The sequence below is a fragment of the Pseudomonas benzenivorans genome (genome assembly GCF_024397895.1).
Lineage (GTDB): Bacteria > Pseudomonadota > Gammaproteobacteria > Pseudomonadales > Pseudomonadaceae > Aquipseudomonas > Aquipseudomonas benzenivorans_A.
The window spans coordinates 13,112-33,642 of the sequence record NZ_CP073346.1 but is presented as its reverse complement, the minus strand read 5'-3'; the positions used below and the strand labels follow the sequence as shown (position 1 = coordinate 33,642).

16 protein-coding genes and 2 pseudogenes are annotated in these 20,531 nt (G+C 65.8%); 5 read left to right on the top strand and 13 right to left on the bottom strand.

Features of this window, described 5'->3' with window-relative positions:
• Positions 1-174 precede the first annotated feature (174 nt).
• Positions 175-1,119 carry a triacylglycerol lipase gene (locus tag KDW96_RS00150; protein ID WP_255838377.1) on the top strand — a complete coding sequence of 315 codons (945 nt, stop codon included), beginning with the start codon at positions 175-177 and terminating at the stop codon, positions 1,117-1,119.
• A gap of 66 nt (positions 1,120-1,185) precedes the next feature.
• Positions 1,186-2,220 carry a lipase secretion chaperone gene (locus tag KDW96_RS00145; RefSeq protein ID WP_255838376.1) on the top strand — a complete coding sequence of 345 codons (1,035 nt, stop codon included), beginning with the start codon at positions 1,186-1,188 and terminating at the stop codon, positions 2,218-2,220.
• A gap of 45 nt (positions 2,221-2,265) precedes the next feature.
• On the opposite strand, the gene KDW96_RS00140 is transcribed toward KDW96_RS00145, so the two are convergent.
• Positions 2,266-2,700, bottom strand: a complete 435-nt coding sequence (locus KDW96_RS00140; protein ID WP_255838375.1) for a DoxX family protein — start codon at positions 2,698-2,700, stop codon at positions 2,266-2,268.
• A 119-nt stretch (positions 2,701-2,819) separates the two neighbouring features.
• Entirely contained in the window at positions 2,820-4,208 is a 1,389-nt protein-coding gene (locus tag KDW96_RS00135; RefSeq protein ID WP_255838374.1) for an MltF family protein, read from the bottom strand.
• Positions 4,209-4,442: 234 nt separating this feature from the next.
• On the opposite strand from KDW96_RS00135, the gene KDW96_RS00130 reads away from it, so the two are divergent.
• Complete coding sequence (locus tag KDW96_RS00130; protein WP_255838373.1) at positions 4,443-5,276, top strand: TatD family hydrolase; 834 nt, start codon at positions 4,443-4,445, stop codon at positions 5,274-5,276.
• Positions 5,277-5,286: 10 nt separating this feature from the next.
• Here the strand turns inward: KDW96_RS00130 and KDW96_RS00125 are convergent, their stop codons facing one another.
• From KDW96_RS00125 to KDW96_RS22095, 6 genes and pseudogenes are all read right to left on the bottom strand, one after another.
• Positions 5,287-6,090: an acyl-CoA thioesterase gene (locus KDW96_RS00125; RefSeq protein ID WP_255838370.1), complete on the bottom strand. Its 804-nt coding sequence runs from the start codon at positions 6,088-6,090 to the stop codon at positions 5,287-5,289.
• Positions 6,091-6,219: 129 nt separating this feature from the next.
• The gene (locus KDW96_RS00120; protein WP_255838369.1) at positions 6,220-8,214 is read right to left on the bottom strand and encodes a transglutaminase TgpA family protein; all 1,995 of its coding nucleotides are present in this window, start codon (positions 8,212-8,214) and stop codon (positions 6,220-6,222) included.
• Positions 8,211-9,167, bottom strand: a complete 957-nt coding sequence (locus tag KDW96_RS00115; protein ID WP_255838368.1) for a DUF58 domain-containing protein — start codon at positions 9,165-9,167, stop codon at positions 8,211-8,213. Before KDW96_RS00115 ends, KDW96_RS00120 begins: the two co-directional genes overlap by 4 nt.
• Positions 9,164-10,081: an AAA family ATPase gene (locus KDW96_RS00110; protein WP_255838367.1), complete on the bottom strand. Its 918-nt coding sequence runs from the start codon at positions 10,079-10,081 to the stop codon at positions 9,164-9,166. Before KDW96_RS00110 ends, KDW96_RS00115 begins: the two co-directional genes overlap by 4 nt.
• Positions 10,082-10,179: 98 nt before the next feature.
• A pseudogene (locus KDW96_RS22100) lies at positions 10,180-10,692 on the bottom strand (methyl-accepting chemotaxis protein); the annotation flags it as partial.
• Positions 10,693-11,082: 390 nt separating this feature from the next.
• Positions 11,083-11,184: pseudogene (locus KDW96_RS22095) on the bottom strand (HAMP domain-containing protein); the annotation flags it as partial.
• A gap of 1,191 nt (positions 11,185-12,375) precedes the next feature.
• Between KDW96_RS22095 and KDW96_RS00100 the strand changes: the two are divergent.
• Entirely contained in the window at positions 12,376-15,060 is a 2,685-nt protein-coding gene (locus tag KDW96_RS00100) for a cation-transporting P-type ATPase (RefSeq protein ID WP_255838365.1), read from the top strand.
• 16 nt (positions 15,061-15,076) lie between these two features.
• On the opposite strand, the gene KDW96_RS00095 is transcribed toward KDW96_RS00100, so the two are convergent.
• From KDW96_RS00095 to selD, 4 genes are all read right to left on the bottom strand, one after another.
• Entirely contained in the window at positions 15,077-15,685 is a 609-nt protein-coding gene (locus KDW96_RS00095; RefSeq protein WP_255838364.1) for a flavin reductase family protein, read from the bottom strand.
• The gene (locus KDW96_RS00090) at positions 15,685-15,963 is read right to left on the bottom strand and encodes a hypothetical protein (RefSeq protein WP_255838363.1); all 279 of its coding nucleotides are present in this window, start codon (positions 15,961-15,963) and stop codon (positions 15,685-15,687) included. The genes KDW96_RS00095 and KDW96_RS00090 overlap by 1 nt, the downstream gene beginning before the upstream one ends.
• An 82-nt stretch (positions 15,964-16,045) precedes the next feature.
• Positions 16,046-17,146: a tRNA 2-selenouridine(34) synthase MnmH gene (mnmH, locus tag KDW96_RS00085; protein WP_255838362.1), complete on the bottom strand. Its 1,101-nt coding sequence runs from the start codon at positions 17,144-17,146 to the stop codon at positions 16,046-16,048.
• The gene (selD, locus tag KDW96_RS00080; RefSeq protein WP_255838361.1) at positions 17,146-18,180 is read right to left on the bottom strand and encodes a selenide, water dikinase SelD; all 1,035 of its coding nucleotides are present in this window, start codon (positions 18,178-18,180) and stop codon (positions 17,146-17,148) included. The genes mnmH and selD overlap by 1 nt, the downstream gene beginning before the upstream one ends.
• A 112-nt stretch (positions 18,181-18,292) precedes the next feature.
• Between selD and KDW96_RS00075 the strand changes: the two genes are divergently transcribed.
• A complete protein-coding gene (locus KDW96_RS00075) occupies positions 18,293-19,330 on the top strand; it encodes a patatin-like phospholipase family protein (RefSeq protein WP_255838360.1) in 1,038 nt (345 codons plus the stop codon).
• A 35-nt stretch (positions 19,331-19,365) separates the two neighbouring features.
• On the opposite strand, the gene KDW96_RS00070 is transcribed toward KDW96_RS00075, so the two are convergent.
• Positions 19,366-20,439 (bottom strand): AI-2E family transporter, encoded by a 1,074-nt coding sequence (locus KDW96_RS00070; protein ID WP_255838359.1) that lies wholly within the window; start codon positions 20,437-20,439, stop codon positions 19,366-19,368.
• Between the last annotated feature and the right edge of the window lie 92 nt (positions 20,440-20,531).

The following is a 20,531-nucleotide window of genomic DNA, read 5'->3' as shown; positions in this document are numbered from 1 at the left end:
CTGACCGGACTAAATAGCACGCCAGTACCTAATCCAGAGCCGCGCCGGCCGCTTCGCACGGAACGTGGCACGTTTCCTGCGCCTGCCTGCCGGTCGTTGTAGACGCCCGGGACGGGTGTCCTACAACGACCGGAATGCACTTGTCGCACGATACAACCCATTAAGAGAGCGCCCATGAATAACAATAAGACCCTGCTAGCCCTCTGCCTCGGAGCCGGACTCCTGGCCTCCACCCAAGCCCATGCAGGCTGGTTCGGCTCCTCCGGCTACACCCAGACCAAGTACCCCATCGTCCTGGCCCATGGCATGCTCGGCTTCGACAGCATCCTCGGTGTCGATTACTGGTACGGCATCCCCAGCGCCCTGCGCAGCGATGGCGCCAAGGTCTACGTGGCCGAAGTCAGCCAATTGAACACCACCGAGGCACGCGGCGAAGAGTTGCTGGCCCAGGTGGAGGAAATAGTCGCCATCAGCGGCAAGCCCAAGGTCAACCTGATCGGCCACAGTCACGGCGGCCCGACCATCCGCTATGTCGCGGCCGTCAGCCCGCAGCTGGTGGCCTCGGCGACCAGCGTCGGTGCTCCACACAAGGGTTCGGCCACCGCCGACTTCATTCGCCAGGTGCCGCCAGGCTCGGCCGGTGAGGCTCTGCTGGCCGGCATCGTCAACGGACTCGGCGGTCTGATCAACTTCCTCTCTGGCAGCTCCAGTAACAATCCGCAGAATGCCCTCGGCGCGCTCGAGTCGCTCAACAGCGCAGGTGCTGCGCGCTTCAATGCCAAGTACCCGCAAGGGTTGCCAACCAGCGCCTGCGGCGAAGGTGCCTATAGCGTCAACGGCGTACGCTACTACTCCTGGAGCGGCACCAGCCCGTTGACTCATCTGCTCGACCCGAGCGACGCGCTGCTCGGAGCCACGTCCCTCACCTTCAACGGCGAGGCCAACGACGGCCTGGTCGGACGTTGCAGCTCGCACCTGGGCAAGGTCATCCGCGACAACTACCGGATGAACCATCTCGACGAGGTCAACCAGACCTTCGGCCTGACCAGCTGGTTCGAAACCGATCCGGTGACCGTCTACCGCCAACATGCCAACCGCCTGAAGAACGACGGCCTCTAGGCCCCTGACCGGGGCCCGCCGGGCCCCGCCTCGCCGCCTTTCCAACTCTGCTCAGCGAATCGATTCGTGAAAAAACTGCTGCTGTTCTCACCTCTGATGTTCCTGACTGCCGTCGCCACCTTTCTCTACCTGGATCTGGCGCATCCCCCTGCCGAGGCGCCGACAATGGCTGCACCACCGGCAGTCGCGCAGGACGCCGCCACCGAGTCGTTGCCGGCCACCTTGCCGCCTAGGACGTCGACCGATGGCAGCAAGATGAAAACACTGCCCGGCTCGTTCTCTGGCACTCAGGTCGACGGTGCGTTCCAGGTCGATGAAGCGGGCCGATTGATGCTCAGCCAAGACATCCGCCGCATCTTCGATTACTTCCTTGCGGCCATCGGCGAGGAGCCCGTGCGCGCCAGCGTCGAGCGCCTGCAGGCCTACATTGGCGGCCAACTGCAAGAGCCGGCTCGAGGTGAGGCGTTGGCCCTGCTGACGCAATACCTTGACTACCGCCGCGAGCTGGTCCTTATCGAGCGCGATTGGCCGCAACTGGCCAGCCTCGACGCCCTGCGTCGACGCGAGGCGGCGGTTCAGGCGTTGCGTGCTCGCCTGTTCAGCCGCGACGCACACCAGGCGTTCTTCGCCGGCGAGGAGGCGTACAACCAGTTCAGCCTGCAACGCCTGGCAATCCAGCAGGACGTCAATCTGGACGACGCGGCCAAGGCCGCCGCAGTGGATCGGTTGCGTGACGGCCTGCCGCCGGAACTGCAGGCCAGCCTCCTGCCGCAGCTGCAAAATGAGCTGCGCGCGCAGACCGCCAAGCTGCAGGCCGCTGGCGCCAGTCCCGAGCGGGTCCGACAATTGCGCCAGCAGCTGGTTGGCGCACAAGCCACACAACGCCTCGAGGCGCTGAACCAGAAGCGCCTGGCCTGGGCACGGCGGCTGGGCGACTACCGCGAAGCGAAGGCCAGGATCGAGGCCAGTCGCGGCCTCAGTGCCGGCGACAAGGCCGCCGCCATCGAGCGCTTGGCCAGTGAGCACTTCGATGAGCGCGAGCGTCTGCGCCTGTCCGCCGCCGAACAACTGGCCGAGGCGCGCAGTCCGGCATCCCCCTGAAACGCAAAAGGCCCGCACGTGGCGGGCCTTTTGCGACAGTTGGGCTTAGTTGGCGAAACGCTTGTCCAATGACAGCTTGCCAGCGCCTTCGACCAGTACCGCGACACTGATGGCCAGCAGGGCCAGGGCGTACTCGTAGCCCTCGTTTTCCATGAAGAAGCCGTTGACCAGGTGCACACTGACGATCGCCACCACCATCGTCAAAGCCAGCACCGCCGCCGCCGGACGGGCCAGCACGCCAACAATCAGCGCCAGTCCGCCGAAGAATTCCGCACCGCCGGCCAGCAGCGCCATCAAATAGCCCGGCGCCAGGCCGATGCTTTCCATCCACTGGCCAACGCCCTCCAGGCCGTATCCGCCGAACCAGCCAAACAGCTTTTGCGCGCCATGGGCGGCGAAGGTTACGCCGGCGATGATACGGAGCACGGTCAGGCCGTAGCCGGCTTGGGTGGTAGCCACGGATTTGATGAGAGCATTCATGTGCAGCATTCCTTATGTCGGGGGAGATGGGCACAGATTAAACAGATTTACAGATATAAAAAGCGCAATTAACCGTTCACTTTTATCTGTTATATAGATTGTTCAGTCTCGATTGGCCATCAGTGCGGCTCCAATAGGTAGCGCTCACGGTCATAGGCCAAGTAGTACTTGTTGACACTGTTGACGTAGCTGACCACCCCCATACCGACCTGCTCCATGGCCACTCGCTCGACCTGGAAGAACCACTGGTTGGGATTCAACCCACGGCGCCGAGCCTCGGCCCGCATGCTCTGCACCCGGTGCGGGCCGAGGTTGTAGCCGGCCAGCACGAACGCCATGCGCTCGCGCTCATTGAGCTGGGGGCTACTGAAATACTGGCGGCGAATCATCGCCAGGTAGCGCGCGCTGGCTTGCACGTTGTTTTCCAGTGCACCGATATTGCCGACCCCGACGCTACGGGCCGCCGCCGGGGTGATCTGCATCAGCCCGGTGGCGCCACCAGCGCCCCGGGCATTGGGATTGAGGGTGGACTCCTTGAATGCCAGGGCTGCCAGGGCCAGCCAGTCGAACTTCTGCTCGGCGGCATGCCGCTGAAACACCGGCCGCAGCTTTTCCAGACGCTGGCGCTCGTTGCGCCCCAAGGGGTAGTGGACCTTGTACAGGCGCCGATAGATGCGCTGAAAGGTCGCGTCCTGATCATCCGGAGTGCGATAGCCCTTGAGGAAGCGGTCGATGCTCGCCGCCAGGGCCGGCGCATCGCGGCGCACGAACCAGCGCAAATCGCCGTCGCTGGCCAGCACCAGATGGCGCTCCAGGCGCAGCTTGGGCAAGACCTTGGCCCAGCGCTCGGCAATCGGCTGTTCCACCGCGGTGACACTGAAGATGCCGGCCTGGACCATCTCCAGCACATCCTCCACGGCCAAGCTCGGATCGACCCACTCGACGATGATCGGCGGCCGCTTGCGCTGCAGCAACTGCTTGTTGATTCGCCGCACCGCCTCGCCCGCGGCGCTGCCCGCGGGTAGCGCCAGGCTGCGACCGGACATCTGCTCCAGGCTCAGGTAACGGCGGTCGCCCTGGCGCGCGACCACGATCAGCGGCACGTTGTTGCGGATGGCCGTGCTGGAGCGAACATCGCGGCCGGCCCCGGAACCCAGCAGCTCACCGGGGGCGACCAGGTCGCCTTCACCGCGCCGCAGCGCCGCGAGGAGTTGATCCTTGGCCTTGGGAATCATCCTGACCTTGAGCGGCGCCCCGCCGCCGCTGCGGTTGAGGTACTGCTCCAGCGCGCGCAGGCGATGGTACTCCACGCCGATGCTCTGCCCTTTGATCTCGCCCGAGCTGTTGCGGCTCTGGTTGACCAGCACACGCAATTCGCCGCTGCTACGGATGCTCGCCAGGTCGCGCGGCGGTGCGGCCCGAACCACTTCCGGCGGGCCGGCCACGCGCGCTGCGGCCGACAGCGGCAGCAGTAGCGACAGGCAAAGCACCAGCAAGGCTCGCGACATCGCGGCTCCAGGACAGGGTCGGCTCGCTCCACGAGCAGGCTCAATGAGAGTACGGCTACGGCCCATGGGTTCCCTGAGCGCGCGGCGCGCCGAGAGTCGCACAGCACGCGTCCGGAAGCCAGAGCAGCCTGTCAGACAACATCAGAATAAGCACTTAAGTCATTGAAAATACTCAAGGTATAGATCGACAAAAAGCTCTGCTATGCTGCCCCTCTCCAGCCAGCGGGTAGCACCATGCAACTCATCGACATCGGCGTCAATCTGACCCACCCCAGCTTTGCCGGCCAGCACGAAGCCCTGCTTGCACGGGCGTTCGCCGCCGGCGTCTGCCAGATGCTGGTAACTGGCACCAGCCTGGACGAGAGCGAACAGGCCATCGAGTTGTGCCGGCAACTGGATGAATCCGGAGCACGGCTGTTCAGTACAGCGGGCGTTCATCCCCACGACGCCAAGGGCTGGAACAGCGACAGCGCCGCCCGCCTGAAGGCGCTGCTGGCCGAGCCGCAGGTGCGCGCCGTCGGGGAATGCGGCCTCGACTTCAATCGCGATTTTTCACCGCGGCCGCTGCAGGAAAAGGCCCTGGAAGAACAGCTGGCCCTGGCCGTAAGCCTGCAGAGGCCGGTCTTTTTGCACGAACGCGATGCCGACCAGCGCTTGCTGGAGATACTTCGCGACTACCGTGACCGCTTGCCGGCGGCGGTGGTGCACTGCTTCACCGGGGAAAAACGCGCGCTGTTCAATTACCTCGATCTCGACCTGCATATCGGTATCACCGGCTGGATCTGCGATGAGCGCCGCGGCAGTCACCTGCACCCGCTGGTCCGGGAAATCCCGGTCGGCCGCCTGATGCTGGAAAGCGACTCCCCCTATCTGTTGCCGCGCAGTCTGCGCCCAAAGCCCAAGAGCGGCCGCAACGAGCCGGCGCTGCTGGTCGAGGTCCTGCGTGAGGTGGCGCTGCACCGGGGCGAATCCCTGGAAAGCCTGGCGGCGCACAGCACCGCTTGCGCCCGGCGGTTCTTCGACTTGCCTGCCGTCGAGGCGCCCGGCGCAACTGAGCAGGACGATTGAACCGGGGCGACTAGCCGAACACCGTCACCGTCTGCCGGCTGATCGCCAGCAACTCGCCCGATGGCCCCCACAGACCCGCGGCGATATGCCCGTAGCCGTCTCGGGCGTGCTCGATGTGCGCCCGATAGCGACACCAGTCGAGGGTTGTCAGCTGCTTTATCGGCTGGATGAATTCGATGGTCCAGGTCAGCGAGCTGCCCGGCGCCGGCGTACGCAGGTGCGACAGTACGGCCGGCGGCCAGGCATCGACCAGCGCCAGCAGGTGCGCCTCGTCCAGCACCTGAGTCTCGCCCTCGACCTGAGGCCGCAGGCGCACCCAGCCGCCCATCTGCCTGGAAGGATTGTTGGTGAACGGCATGCCGCCGAGGCCCCAGCGCATCGCCAGAAAGCGAGTGAACTCGGGCGTGACGTTGCGGATGTAGGGCAGCTCCTGGCACGCCTCCACCGGCTGGATCTGCGGCGCCGCTTCGGATGCCACGTCGATCGCCGACTCCCGCGCTGCGCCGAAACTGCCCTGCACCAGGGTAACCGCCTGCCCCTTCTGCACCGCACGCCCCAGCAACTGGCTGACCGCCTTGCCCTCGCGCAGCACTTCGACCTGAAAGCTCACCGGGACTTCTGGCTCGACCGGGCCTACGAACGTGACGGCTAGCGAGCGCACCGGTCGCCCAGCGGGCACCCGGGCTCCCATGGCCTCGTACACCAGGGCCGCGACCAGCCCACCGAAACTGGCGCGCCCCTGGGCCCAGGCCGCGGGAATCTGCAGCGTTTCGGGGGTGGCGCGAACGGCCTGGAGCAACTCGGAAAAGGTCATGACCACCTCGGGATAACAATGGATGGGTGATCTTAGGGGATAGTCAGGCGGGGTTGATAGCGATGGGGCACGGCGCTTCGGCCAAATGTCGCGGGATAAGCGCGAGGTAACGGCCAGCCCCCGGTACTGTCAGCGCCTGCGCGCCAGGCGCCAGGGCAAGGCGCGACGCACTTCGGCCAGGCGTTGACGCAACAGCGTGGCGGACCTGGCCTGCCCGCCATAGCGCTGCGCCTCGAAGGCCTGGACGAAATCCTGGATGGCCTGCGCCTGGCGCGGCAGGGCCAGCGCCGCCCGCTCGGCGTAGGCCCGGGGCCCCTCGCCGGCGCGCCGCTGCACGCCGTGGCGCGCGAGCAGGCGCTCGAATCGCAGGAAGGCGAGGCGCTGGTGGTCACGTTCGCGTCGCCAGGGCTTGAACAGCCCCAGGGCCAGCAAGCCGAGCAGCAAACCGCCTCCTGCGCCCAGACACAGGGCCAGCAGCTGGCTGTCGAGGCTACCGAACCAGCGCTGCAACAACTGCAACTGCTGCGCCCCCTGGTAACCGAGCACCCAGCGCTGCCAGCCGTAATTGAGGTTGTCCCAACCGAGGCGCAGCTGGTTGAGCCAGGCCAGTTGACGGTAGCGCAAGGGCGAAAAGGGTGAGCCTTCGAGAAAGCTCTGCTCTTGCGCCAGCGCCTGCTCCAATCCCTGCTCGATGCGTTCCGGCGCCACCTGGAAGGTTGGGTCGACACTCACCCAGCCCGTACCAGGCTGCCAATACTCGACCCAGGCATGGGCATCGAACTGGCGCACCTGCACATAGCCGCCGCTTGGGTTGTACTCACCGCCCTGGTAGCCGGCCACCACTCGCGCCGGTATGCCGGCGGCGCGCAGAACGAAGGTCATGGCCCCGGCATAGTGGGCGCAGAAGCCCCGGCGACTGTCGAAGAGAAACTCATCGACACTGTCGACGCCCAGTTTTGGCGGGCGCAGGGTGTAGCCATAGGGCTGTTGATTGAAGTGGTTCAGCAGCGCCTGCACCAACTGCTCGGCGCGCGGATAGTCGCGCCTGAGTTGCGCTGCCCAGGCGCGGCTGCGCGGATCGCCCCGCTCCGGCAGCTGCAATGCGCGGCGCTGGGCTCCGTCGCTACCAATACCCTGGGGTTGGCGCACGGCATCGGGCCAGGAGGTCAGCTCATAAAGCAGCGACTGTTCGACCGGGCGCTGCCGTTGCAGGCGGAAGTCGCTCATTTGGCGGGCCCCGGTCAGCCCGGTTTCGGCGACGTCCAGGGCAAACAGCCAAGGCTGGCCGCTGGGTTGCATGACGATGCTGTAGCGCACTGGATCGCCCCGTTTTTGCCATGCCGGCGGGGCCGGCTCAAGCTCGGCGGACTGCGACCAGCGACGGCCGTCGAAGCGCTCGAAGGTCAGGGCACGCCAGTACAGCTGGCTGCGCGGCGGCACCGGGCCCACGAAGCTGGCGCGAAAGGCCAGCGCGGGGGAGCGGCTCAACTCGGCGATATCCGCCGGCGCCATGCTGTCGGACAAGCCACTGACGCTCCTGTCACTGGGCATCGGCAGCGACCACAACGGCCCGAGACGCGGAAAGAAGATGAACAGCAGCAACATCAACGGCAACGCCTGCAGCAACAGGCCACCCGCCAGCTTGGCGGTCGGCCAGGGCTGGGTGGCCAGCGCGCTCTGCTGCAGGCCGATCAGCGCGGCGAGCAAGGCGGTGACCGGCAGCAGGCTGAACAGGGCAGCGAGTATGCCGTCCTCGAACAGGTAGGCGGTGACCACGGCGAAGAAGCCGAGAAAGATCAACACCAGGGCGTCGCGGCGCGTGCGCATTTCCAGCAGTTTGAGAATGAAGGCCGCGATCAACAGCACCACGCCGGCATCCAGCCCCACCAGGCTGCCCCGGGAGAACCACACCCCGATCGCAACCAGCAGCATCAACAGTGCTTTGAACCAGGCATTGGGGTAACCCGCGCGCATCCGGAAGATCTGGATGCGCCAGGCGGCGCAGGCGAGCCACAGCGCCGTGACCCACAGCGGTAGATGGCCCAGGTGCGGGATGATCACCAGGACCTGGGCGACCAGTAGCCAGCTCAGGCTGACCCGGGGGATCGCCGGCTGCGGGCTCACCGCGGTGCTCCGAACAACGCCAGGGCGCGCAGGCAGGCCTCGCGATGGGGCTCGCCATTGTCGGCGGCAAGCAACTGCCCCGGCAGGCGCAAGGCAAACGGCTGCTGCCGGGTGGAAAGCTGCAGCACCCAGTGACAGAGCAGCGAGAGACGGGTCTCGACGTCGCCGTCCAGCACCTCGAAATCCAGATGCGGATCTCGCCCGCTGAGGGTCGAGAAGTCCTTGACCAGCAAGCCCTGGCCACGGGAGTAGGCTTTCCAGTGCAGGCGCTGCTTGGAATCGCCGGGCTGGTAGTCCTTCAGCCCCTGAAAGTCGTCACAGCCATAGCCTTGGGCCTGCCGCCCCTGCTCCTCCAACTCATCGCCGGCACCAGGCGCCAATGGCAGCTCGCCTGGCAATGGGCACGGGTAGACCAGCAACTTCTGGTCCAGATCGAGCCAGCTCCAGGCCACCAGAATGCCCAGGGGAAAACGGCTTTCGACCCGCAACCGGTCCGGGCGCAACCAGCCACGCCGCTGCGTCGGCAGGCTCAACTCGCATTCGCTCGCACCCTGGCCCGGCACATCGACCAGCTGCAGGTTCTGCTTCGCCCATCCCAGGGCGATGGCCTGGTGCGGGCGGCGGCGGCTTTCCAGGCGCACGCGGAAGCGCCCCTGCTCGCCGACGAATACCGGGCCGGCGCCGCCGGCCTTGAGTATCAGACCGGCCAGATTGCGGTAGGTATGCAGGATGGCGACGAAGAACACCGCCGCAAGCAGGAAGGTCAGGCCATAGGCCAGGCTGTTCTGGTAGTTGATCGCCGCCAGCAGCATCAGCAGCAAAACGAGGATATAGGCCGCGCCGATGCGGGTCGGGAGGATGAAGATCTTGCGCTGGTTCAGGCTGACGCTGCTGGCCGCGGGAATCCGTCGGTCCAGCCAACGCTTCCAATAGGGCTTGAGCAGCCCGGTCAAAGCGCCGGCACCTCGCGCAGCAGCCACTGCACCAGCGCACCGCCGCCATGCCCGGTCGGGTCGGCGCGCTCGCGCAGGCGATGACCGACCACCGACGGCAATACTGCCTGCACGTCCTCGGGGATCACGTAGTCGCGCCCATCCAGCAGCGCCCAGGCGCGGGCCGCCGCCAGCAACGCGAGGCTGGCGCGTGGGGACAGGCCCCAGGCGAACTGCGGCTGGCTACGGGTCGCTTCGACCAGGCGCAGCACATAATCGACCAGCGCATCGCTGGCCCGTATGTTCGGCACCTCGGCCTGAATGGCGGCCAGGCCGGCATGATCGAGCACAGGTTGCAGGCGTGGTAACAACGAACGACGCGGGTCACCCAGAAGCAGGACCTTCTCCGCGGCCTTGGCCGGGTAGCCGAGCGACAGGCGCATCAGAAAGCGGTCGAGCTGGGACTCGGGCAGGGCAAAGGTTCCGCCCTGGCTCACCGGATTCTGCGTGGCGATGACAAAGAAGGGCTCGGGCAGCGGACGCGTGGCCCCCTCGATGGTCACCTGGCCCTCCTCCATGGCCTCGAGCAGGGCACTCTGGCTTTTCGGCGTGGCGCGGTTGATCTCGTCGGCCAGCAGCAGCTCGGCGAAGATGGGCCCTGGATGGAAGACGAACTGTCCGGTATCGCGGTCGAACACCGAGGTGCCGAGGATGTCGCCGGGCAGCAGGTCCGAGGTGAACTGGATGCGCTGAAAACTCAGGCCCAACACCTTCGCCAGGGCGTGGCTGAGGGTCGTCTTACCCATGCCCGGCAAGTCTTCGATCAGCAAATGACCGCGGGCCAGCAGGCAGGCCAGCGCCAGGCGCACCTGGGTTTCCTTGCCCAACAACACCTGATTCACCGCGTGCAGGCAGGCATCCAGTTTCGTACGCATCCATCACTCCCCATGAAAGTGCATCGATGCTACTGGCCGGCACGCCCTGGGCAAAGCGCCGCGTAACCTTTGCTCACGAATCTGTGCGCGAAGCCCCCTTACAGGCGGAAATGCGCGGCCATGCCCTGCAACTCCTGCCCCAGTTCGGCCAACTGGATGCTGGAGTTGGCCGACTCGTCCATGGCGGCGGCGGACTGGTCGGCGATGTCGCGAATGGAGGTGACGCTGCGATTGATCTCCTCGGCCACCGCCGTCTGCTCCTCGGCTGCCGCGGCGATCTGCTGGTTCATCTCGAATATCTGCGTCACTGCTTCGGCGATGGCCGCCAGCGCCCCCTCGGTCTGGTTGGCATCCTGCACCACCCGCTCCACCAATGCACCGCTCTGGCGCATGTCACTGACGGTACGCCGGGTGCCTTCACGCAGGGTGGCGATCAGGCCTTCGATTTCCGAGGTCGACTCCTGGGTCCGCCGTGCCAACGCCCGCACCTCATCGGCCACCACCGCAAAACCGCGCCCCTGTTCGCCGGCCCGCGCCGCCTCGATGGCGGCATTGAGGGCCAGCAGGTTGGTCTGCTCGGCAACGCTCTTGATCACGTCCAACACCGAGTCGATGCTCTGGGTGTCCTGGCTGAGCCGCTCGATGCTCTGGGTGGTGGTATCCATGGCCGCCGCCAGTTCGGCAATGCGCTTCAGGGTCTGGTGCACCACCTCGACCCCGCTGCTCACCCGCCCTTCGGCCTGGGCCGTGGAAGCCGCCGCCGCCTCGGCATTGCGCGCCACCTCATGCACCGTAGCGGTCATCTCGCTCATCGCGGTGGCCACCTGATCGGTTTCCTCCTTCTGGCCATTCACGCCCCGGCGAGTCTGCTCGGTACTCGCCGACAGCGACTGCGCCGAGGTCGAAATCTGCGTCACCCCGCCCTGCAGCCGGCCGACCATCTCGCGCAGGTTGTTCGACATGTCCTGCATGGCGCTGAGCAATTGACCAATCTCGTCGCTGCGCTGCACCTCGATACGGGCAGTGAGGTCGCCCCCGGCAATCTGCTGGGCCTGCAGGATCACCTGCTTGAGCGGTCGAACGATCAGCAGGCTGATGACCATGGTCGCCAGCAGGCCGATCAGCAGTGCCAGGCTGGCGGCCAGCAGGATCAACCAGGTGCTGGCCTGCAGCTGCGCCTGCATCCCAGCCTTCTGCAGGTCATGGGCCTGATCCACCAGCGCCAGGATGCGCTCGGCCTGTTCGACCAGTCGGGCGTACTCCTGCTTCTGTTGCTGCAGGTGCCCGGTGTACTCATTGAGGCGATCGTTGAAGGAGTTGACGTTGCCGATGACTTCCGCCAGGACCGCGGCATACCCCGGGTCGCCCATGGCATCGCGCAGCTCGGCGGCCAGCGTCTGGGCATCCAGTGCATCTTGAATGACCGTCTGCTCGACCTCGCCGGAGCTGCGACTTTCCTCCAGGCGCACCCGAGCCTGATCGAGCGCCTGCAGCAACAATTGGTGCACCTTGCTGATCTGTCCGGCCTGCTCCACCGATCGATCACCCTCGAGGCCCTGACTGCTCTTGAGCAGGTCGATGCCATCCTCGGCCAGGCCGTCCTTGAGCAGATCCAGGCTATTGGCGGCGCTGACTACCAGCCAGTTCGCGCCGTCCAGCGACAGGCGCATGTTGCCGGTGAGCTCGACGTAACGGTCGAACGCCGCCTCGTACTCGCCGATTGCAGCGCCTGCTTCCTCTAGCAGCTTGCGCTCGTCCGCCGGCAGCTCGCCCTGCAGAGCCGCGCTGCTTTCGAGGATCGCCTGGGCCTGTTCATGCAGGCGATCGGCGTATTGTGTATCGCTGGTCAGGGCGAACTGCTGTTCGCTGCGACGCATGCGCTGCACTTGGGAGTTGATCTCGCTCATGCGCTCCAGCAGATCGGAGCGGCCCGACACATCACGCAGCGCGGAATAGCCGGTGGCGGCCACCAGCACAGTGAGCGAGAGCACTACGCCGAAGCCAAGCGCCAGTTTTTTTGCGGTGCTCAAACTGGCAACGCGCCGCTGCAGGGCACTCCACATAACTCCCCCTTCTCCAACTGGATGATGGTTTAACGATCTCGTGTCGCTGTGAACCTGTGTCGGCAACATAGGGGCAAAGCATTAGGGGCAACAAGCGGTGTTGTTGAAAGCCAGTCGCCTATCGCTATGCTCTGGTCGTTTTTGGCACGCTGTATCACTGCCCATTGACCCAGGCCAAGGCTCGGCCATGCGGGACAGCCTAGGCTTGAGGCTGGACCCTTGGAGAACGCCATGGACCTCTCGGTGAACGACCAGTGGCATGCGCAGCCTGCCCAATACAGCCTGCAGAAACTGAACGTCGACGAAACCGGGCTCAGCACAGCCGAGGCCGAACGTCGCCTGGCCGTGGATGGCGCGAACCAACTGGTCGAGCGACGTCCGGACGGGCCGCTTAAGCGCTTTCTGCGGCAGTTTCACAACCTGCTGATCTATGTGCTGCTAGTGGCCGCGCTGCTGACGCTGGCGCTCGGCGAGTGGTTGGACAGCCTGGTGATCTTTGCCGTGACGCTGATCAATGCCCTGATAGGCTTTATCCAGGAAGGCAGGGCACAGCAGGCGATGCGGGCAATTCGGCGCATGCTCAGCCTGGAAAGCCGCGTGCGCCGTGATGGAATCGCGCAGCGCCTGCCGGCTGCCCAGCTGGTGTGTGGCGATCTGGTGCTGGTGGAGGCCGGCGACCGCGTGCCGGCAGACCTGCGCCTGCTGCACAGTCGCGATCTGCGCATCGACGAAGCCGCTCTGACCGGCGAATCGCTGGCCACGCAGAAACAGGCCGAGCCCGTGGCGCCAGACGCCAGCCTGGGTGATCGACGCTGCATGGCCTACTCCGGCACCCTGGTCGTGGCGGGCACGGGCTGCGGTGTGGTGGTGGCGACAGCCGGAAATACGGAGCTGGGCAAGATCAGCCATATGCTCGGCTCGGTCATCAGCCTGCAGACCCCGCTGCTCAGCGATATGGCACGTTTCGCCCGTCATCTGACGTTGATCATCCTGATCCTGGCGCTGGCCACCTTTGCCTTTGGCGTACTGCTGCGCGACTACAGCCCTGGGGAGATGCTGATGGCGGCGGTTGGCCTCGCCGTGGCGGCGATTCCCGAGGGGCTGCCGGCGGTGCTGACGATCATTCTGGCCCTGGGCATGCGCCGCATGGCCACGCGCAAGGCCATCATTCGCCACCTCCCTGCGGTGGAAAGCCTTGGTGCGGTGAGCGTGATCTGCTCGGACAAGACCGGAACCCTGACGCGCAACGAAATGACCGTACAGCAGGTCTTCACCAGCGCCCATCACTACCGTATCGAAGGCGTTGGCTACGCGCCTTTCGGCGTTGTGCGTCGCGACGGGGAGAGCCAGGACCCGCCGCAAGATGCCGACGACCTGCGCGAACTGGCACGCGCCGGGCTGCTGGCCAACAATGCCAGCCTGGACAAACAGGAGGACATCTGGCGGATCAGCGGCGACCCCACCGAAGCGGCCCTGCTCACCCTGGCCGGCAAGCTTGGTTTGCAGAGCGAGACCGAGCTGCTCAATCTGCCGCGGGTCGACATGATTCCCTTCAACGCCGAACGCCGCTGCACCGCCAGCCTGCACCATGATCATGGCGCTCACGCCATGATCTACCTGCTCGGGGCCCCGGAGCGCCTTCTGCAGGTGTGCAACCGCCAGTGGCGCAACGGTGGCGACGAGCCCCTGGACCTCAGGCACTGGCATGCCGCCCTGGAGCAAGGTGCTGCTGAAGGCTTGCGCATGCTGGGACTGGCCCTGCGGGTAATCCCTGGCACCAAGCATGAGCTGAGCTACGCGGACACGGAAGGCGACTTCATTCTGCTGGGCCTGGTCGGCATGCTCGACCCGCCGCGCGAAGAGGTCGTCCGGGCCATTGCCGAGTGCCAGAGCGCAGGCATCACCGTCAAGATGATCACCGGCGACCATGCCGGCACCGCCAGCGCCATCGCCGAACGCCTTGGCCTGAGCAGCGCTGCAGCCTTGACCGGCGCCGAACTGGACCGCATGAGCGATGCCGAGCTGGATGCCCGCCTACAGCAGACCTGCGTGTTCGCCCGTACCAGCCCCGCGCACAAGCTGCGTCTGGTGCAGCGCTTGCAGGCCGGTGGCGCGCGGGTGGCGATGACCGGCGATGGCGTCAACGACGCACCCGCGCTCAAACGCGCCGATATCGGCGTGGCCATGGGTATCAGGGGCACCGAGGCCGCCAAGGAGGCCGCGCAGATGGTGCTGGCCGACGACAACTTCGCCACCCTCACCCATGCCATCGAAGAAGGCCGCACGGTCTACGACAATCTGAGGAAGTCGCTGCTGTTCATTCTGCCGACCAACGCCGGCGAGGCCCTGGTGCTGCTCAGCGCAATTGCCATGGGTGTGACCCTGCCCATCACCCCGCTGCAGATCCTCTGGGTGAACATGATCACCGCCGTCACCCTGGCCCTGGCTTTGGCGTTCGAGCCGGCCGAGGCCGACTTGATGTGTCGGCCGCCCCGGGACCCTGGCGCCCCCCTGCTGAGCCACCAGCTGCGCTGGCGGGTGCTGTTTATCGCCCTGCTGATGACCGGCGTCTGCCTGGGCCTGTTCCTCTACGCCCAACAGCTGGGCTGGAGCCTTGAGGCCAGCCGCACATTGGCCGTCAATGGCCTGGTCGCCGGGGAGATCGGCTACCTGTTCAGCAGCCGCCGGCTGCTGGCGCCGGCGCACTTCTCCCTGCGCGACAACCCCATGGTCTGGAGCATGGTGCTGTTGCTGATCGGCCTGCAGCTGGCCTTCAGCTACTGGCCTGCCCTGCAGCAGCTGTTTGGCACCACCGACCTGCCCTGGCACGCCTGGGCAGGTTGCGCACTGGTAGCCACGCTGGTGTGCGGCCTGGTCGAGCTGGAAAAGTACGGGCTGCGCCAGCAGCACCCCTGAGCAGACGCCGCCAGGCTCAGGACGGTCGTTGCAAACTGAACAGATCGCGGGTGCGGGTATAGGAACTGCCACCCAAGCGCCCGACCAGGTCCAGCTTGGCCGCATCCACGCGGCCCTGCTCATTGAGCACGGCGTCGTCGATATGGGCCAGCAGCACCTGGGCAAAGATCAGGTGGCAGTTGGGCTGCTCGCGCGGATAGGGCATGGCCTCGGCCAGGGCGCACTCAAAGGTCACCACCGCGCCGGCGACCCTGGGAGGACGCACTTTGCTTGAGGGCTCGCTGGCGATCCCGCAATGCTCGAACTCGCTGACGCCGTGGGCCAGCATCACGGCGCTGGCGTTCATGGCCTCGGCATGGGCGAAGGTCACCAGCTGGATCACCAGCTCGCCGGTGGCCTGCACATTGCGCAGGGTGTCTTTCAGGCTGCCGTCATCCCGGCTGCCGACGTTGACCATCAAAGTTGGCGGCTGATCGCTGATCACCTGGAAAAAGCTGAAGGGCGCCAGGTTGCTGACGCCCTCGGCCGACAGGCTGGAAACCCAGGCGATTGGCCGAGGCGTGACGGTGGACGCCAGCCAGCGATAGGCTTCGAGCGGCGGCAGGCTGGCGAAGTCGAGCAGCATCAGCGCCCTGCCCGCGATTCGCGGATATAGAAGCGCGCCCGCTCGGACTTGCTGGTGCAGCCTTCATAGGCTTCGAACTGCTGTTGGGTCTTGGCCGCGGTCAACAGCGACAGGGCTTTCGAGTAACTCACGGTTCCGGCAAAGCCTTCTGCCTTGGCCAGGTCCAGCTCTTGCCAGGCGGCATCGAGCTGGCTGGCGCAGCTGTCGCGATAGGCCGTCTTGCCGGCGCAGCCGGCCAGCATCAGGGCAATCATCGGTAAATAGATCCAGGCTTTCATTTGGCAAACTCCCTTGGATGGATACGACCAATACGCAATTGACTCGGTTATGACGGCCAGCCCCGGAAAAAGTGCCGGGAGCTCAGGAATTGGCCCGCTGGCGCAGGTACTCCAGCACCGCCGCCTGCTCGCCGACGAACTCGATACGTCCGGATTTGTTTTCCCGCTGGAAGGCATACATGGGATCGTAGTACTCCACCAGCAGCGCCTCGATCCAGCCGCGGTGCAGGTCAACCGCGCCGCTGCGTTCCTGCTCCAGCAAGGCCTGATCCATGATCGCTGCCAGGCGCTGATAGCGCTCGCCACCCAGGCGCTTGAGGATGTTCGCCAGGCTCTGCTGCAGGCGTTCGGCAAAGGCCTTGAAGCCGGTCTCTGCGCCGAACTGCTCGAGAAACTCGGCGCACAGATCGATCACGTAATCCTTGAGGATACGCTCGGTACGCCCGGCCAGGCTGTCTTCCAGCCAGACCAGCGGAAACTCCTGCATGCCCTGGTACAACTCCAGGGGCAACGAACAGCGGCCGATCAGCCGCCCCTCGTCCTCGAGGACGAACTGCCGATGCCCGGTGGCGCGCTTTCTCAGGATATCGATCGCCAGGGCGTTCTCGAAATCGATCTGCACAGGCTGCCCGGTGGCACGCTTGCCGAAGCTGGAGCCGCGGTGGTTGGCGTGCCCCTCCAGATCCAGGCTGTTACCCAGCTGGGCGATGACCTCGGTCTTGCCGGTGCCGGTCATGCCGCCGACCAGGATGAACTGACACTCGGCCAGCGCCTGCTCGGTAGTATCGATGAGGAAACTGCGCATCGCCTTGTAGCCGCCGATCACCCGCGGGTACTCGATGCCCGCCTCGCTTTTCAGCCATTGCTGGACGATCTGCGAACGCAGGCCGCCGCGAAAACAGTACAGATAGCCGTTCGGATTGGCTCGGGCGAAGGTGGCCCAGGCAGCGATGCGCTCGGCCTTGAGCGAGCCGCTGACCAGTTGATGACCGAGCTCGATGGCGGCCTGCTGGCCCTGCTGCTTGTAGCAGGTGCCAACCCTCTGCCGCTCGCTGTCGTCCATCAGCGGCAGGTTGACCACCCCGGGGAACGCGCCCTTGGCAAACTCCACCGGTGCCCGGGCATCCATCATCGGCGCGCCGTCGAGGAACAGCTGGCGATAGTCGCTGGTATTGTCGCGCATCAAAGCACCTCGACCGCGTGCTGCCGGCGCTCGAGCAACTCGCCGATCGGCTCCAGCGCCAGGCCCAGCTCCGCGGCCACCGCCAGGAACTCGGCCTCGCCCTCTGGCGTCACCGCAATCAACAGGCCACCGCTGGTCTGCGGGTCGCACAGCAGTTGCTTGTGCAGTTCCGCGATCGGCGCAATTTTTTCCCCGTAACTGTCGAAGTTCCGCAGGGTGCCGCCGGGCACGCAGCCTTGCTCCAGGTAGTACTCGACGCTGGCCAGCCGCGGCACCTTGGCGAACTCGATGCGCGCGGTCAGACCGCTGCCGTCGGCCATCTCGACCAGATGGCCGAGCAGCCCGAAGCCGGTGACGTCGGTCATCGCCGTCACCCCGGCCAGCTTGCCGAAACGGCTGCCGGGCTTGTTCAGGGTGCACATCCAGTCCCGCGCCAGGCCGATGTCCTCGGCCCGCAGTTTGGCCTGCTTTTCCGCCGTGGTGAGGATGCCGATGCCCAGGGGCTTGCTCAGGTACAGCTTGCAGCCGGCCGTGGCGGTGTCGTTGCGTTTCATATGGCGTTTGTCCACCAGGCCGGTGACCGCCAGGCCGAAGATCGGCTCGGGCGCGTCGATGGAATGACCGCCCGCCAGCGGGATGCCCGCCTCGTCACATACCGCGCGGCCGCCACGAATGACCTCGCGGGCCACTTCGGGCGCCAGCACGTTCACCGGCCAGCCGAGAATGGCGATGGCCATCAGCGGGTCGCCGCCCATGGCATAGATGTCGCTGATGGCATTGGTCGCGGCGATCCGGCCGAAATCATAGGGGTCGTCGACGATCGGCATGAAGAAGTCCGTGGTGGACACCACCCCGCGCTCATCGTCGATGGCATACACAGCGGCGTCGTCGCGCGATGCGTTGCCGACCCACAGGCGCGGGTCGAGATTCTGCGCGCCGCTACCGGCGAGTATCACTTCCAGGACCTTCGGGGAAATCTTGCAGCCGCAGCCGGCACCGTGGCTGTACTGGGTCAATCGAATGGGCGCGCTCATGACATCTCACTAATCGGGTCGACAGGCGGCGGCATTCTATCAAATGCCACCTTGGCGGCGGCCATTGGCGCGCGTATGTTGATAAAACAATGCGTTACGGGGGGATTGCGAGATGACTAAGCGAGTGGCGCTGGTCTTGGGGGCTGGTGGTGCGCGGGGTTACGCGCACATCGGCGTGATTGAGGAGCTGGAGGCGCGTGGCTATGAGATCGCCTGCATCGCCGGCTGTTCCATGGGCGCGGTGGTCGGAGGTATCTACGCCGCCGGCAAGCTCAAGGAGTATCGGGACTGGACCCAGAGCCTGGATTACCTCGACGTGCTGCGCCTGCTCGATGTGAGCTTTCGCCTCGGCGCCATTCGCGGCGAGCGGGTCTTCGGGCAGATCCGCGAAATCGTCGGCGAAATCAATATCGAAGAACTGCCGATCCCCTTCACCGCCGTGGCCACCGACCTGACCAACCAGCAGGAGATCTGGTTTCAGGAGGGCTGCCTGCACCAGGCCATGCGTGCTTCGGCGGCGATCCCGAGCCTGTTCACCCCGGTGATCCAGGGCAAGCGCATGCTGGTCGACGGTGGCCTGCTCAATCCACTGCCGATCGTTCCCGTGGTGTCCAGCCACTGCGACCTGATCGTCGCGGTCAATCTCAACTCGACCAATCAGAAACACTACGAGTTGCCGGTCATCGAGCGGCCCCTGGCACTCAGGGGCCGCTTCGACCAGATGATGACCTCATTGGGCTCGCGCCTGCCTTCGTTCCGCCGCAAGGAAGGGGAAGAGGAGGATGAGCTGCTGCTCCTGGAGAATCCGGCGAGCGCCCCGGTGGCGGCCAGCCAGGCCAGCGATCGAACGTCATCCCAGAGCAGTGCTGCCGAACAGGAAAGCGCGGCGGCGCCCAAGTCGGCCAGCGGCTCGCGGGTTGCCGACCTGAGCGGGCCGGCCTCCCTGCTGGAGCTGATCAACCAGAGCTTCGAGGTCATGCAGACCTCCCTGGCGCAGTACAAGATCGCCGGCTACCCGCCGGACATCCTGATCAACGTGCCCCGACGCGCCTGCCGCTTCTTCGAGTTTTACAAGGCGCCGGAGCTGGTCATGCTCGGCCAGATGATCGCCCGCGAGGCCTTGGACAAGTATGAACGCGGCGACTGCTGAGGTCGCCACGCCCGCCGTTCGGGCATGGGAACGCCCTAGAGGTTAAGGCCTGCCGGTGGCCCTTCGTCGGGCGGCGGCGCCTTGTTCGCCACCCAGTCGCTGAGCAGACTGTAGGCCACGGCCAGTACCGTCGGCCCGAGAAACAGGCCCATGAAACCGAAGGCCAGAATGCCGCCGAATACGCCGAGCAGGACCACCACCAGGGGCAAATTGCCGCCACGGCTGATCAGGTAGGGTTTGAGGATGTTATCCACCCCGCTGATCACGAAGAAGCCCCAGATACCGAGGAACACGGCGAAACCATAGTCCCCCTGGCTGATCAGCCAGGCCGTGGCCGGCAGCCACACCAGGGGCGGCCCCATGGGTATCAGGCTGAGGACGAATGTGACGATGCCCAGCAGCAGCGCTCCCGGCACACCGGCGATGTAGAAGCCGATCATCGCCAGCAGGCCCTGGGCCGCGGCGGTGCCGATCACCCCGTTGACCACGCGCTGCACGGTGCCGGCGACCAGTTCCAGGTAATGATCGGAGCGCGGGCCGATCAGACGGTCGAGCAGGCTGTGGACGAACGCCGCCAGCCGCGGGCCGTCGCGATAGAAAAAGAACACCAGGACCAGGCTCAGGGCCAGCTCCAGCATCCCCCCGCCGATCTGCGCGCTGCGCGCCAGCAGCCAGTTGCCGACCTGGCCCAGGTAGGGACGCAGGGTGGCGAAGAACGCCGAGCCCTGCTGATCGACCGTTTGCCAGGCCGACACCAGCGTCTCCCCCACCAGCGGCAAGCCCGCCAGCCAGGTGGGCGGCGGTGGCAGGCCCTCGACCTGAAGGCCCTTGATCAAGGCCGTGGCGTCGCGCACGTGATCGGCCAGGTTGAAACCCAGCAGCACCAGGGGCACGGCCACCAGAACGATCCAGCCGAAGGTCAGCAACCCCGCCGCCGCGGCTTGTCGGCCGTTCAGCCAGTGGGTCAGCAGGCGCATCAGCGGCCAGCTGGCAAAAGCCAGCACCCCCGCCCAGAACAGCGCCGACCAGAACGGCGCCAGCACCCACAGGCTCGCGCCGAGAAGCCCGAGGAGCAGAATCTGCACCAACAGGCGGTCGTTATTGAGCATTCAGACGCTCCGCTAGCAATCGAGAGACACCGCCTGGCGCGGCCACGGACGGCGCCAGGCGGCTGGAGAAAAAGCATGCCTGGGCGACTGGC

Excerpts from the sequence above, each read along its gene's own strand:
- KDW96_RS00150 (WP_255838377.1), top strand. The coding sequence starts at position 175 with ATGAATAACAATAAGACCCTGCTAGCCCTCTGCCTCGGAGCCGGACTC.
- KDW96_RS00140 (WP_255838375.1), bottom strand. The coding sequence starts at position 2,700 with ATGAATGCTCTCATCAAATCCGTGGCTACCACCCAAGCCGGCTACGGC.
- KDW96_RS00135 (WP_255838374.1), bottom strand. The coding sequence starts at position 4,208 with ATGTCGCGAGCCTTGCTGGTGCTTTGCCTGTCGCTACTGCTGCCGCTG.
- KDW96_RS00130 (WP_255838373.1), top strand. The coding sequence starts at position 4,443 with ATGCAACTCATCGACATCGGCGTCAATCTGACCCACCCCAGCTTTGCC.
- KDW96_RS00125 (WP_255838370.1), bottom strand. The coding sequence starts at position 6,090 with ATGACCTTTTCCGAGTTGCTCCAGGCCGTTCGCGCCACCCCCGAAACG.
- KDW96_RS00110 (WP_255838367.1), bottom strand. The coding sequence starts at position 10,081 with ATGCGTACGAAACTGGATGCCTGCCTGCACGCGGTGAATCAGGTGTTG.
- KDW96_RS00100 (WP_255838365.1), top strand. The coding sequence starts at position 12,376 with ATGGACCTCTCGGTGAACGACCAGTGGCATGCGCAGCCTGCCCAATAC.
- KDW96_RS00095 (WP_255838364.1), bottom strand. The coding sequence starts at position 15,685 with ATGCTGCTCGACTTCGCCAGCCTGCCGCCGCTCGAAGCCTATCGCTGG.
- KDW96_RS00090 (WP_255838363.1), bottom strand. The coding sequence starts at position 15,963 with ATGAAAGCCTGGATCTATTTACCGATGATTGCCCTGATGCTGGCCGGC.
- mnmH (WP_255838362.1), bottom strand. The coding sequence starts at position 17,146 with ATGCGCGACAATACCAGCGACTATCGCCAGCTGTTCCTCGACGGCGCG.
- selD (WP_255838361.1), bottom strand. The coding sequence starts at position 18,180 with ATGAGCGCGCCCATTCGATTGACCCAGTACAGCCACGGTGCCGGCTGC.
- KDW96_RS00075 (WP_255838360.1), top strand. The coding sequence starts at position 18,293 with ATGACTAAGCGAGTGGCGCTGGTCTTGGGGGCTGGTGGTGCGCGGGGT.
- KDW96_RS00070 (WP_255838359.1), bottom strand. The coding sequence starts at position 20,439 with ATGCTCAATAACGACCGCCTGTTGGTGCAGATTCTGCTCCTCGGGCTT.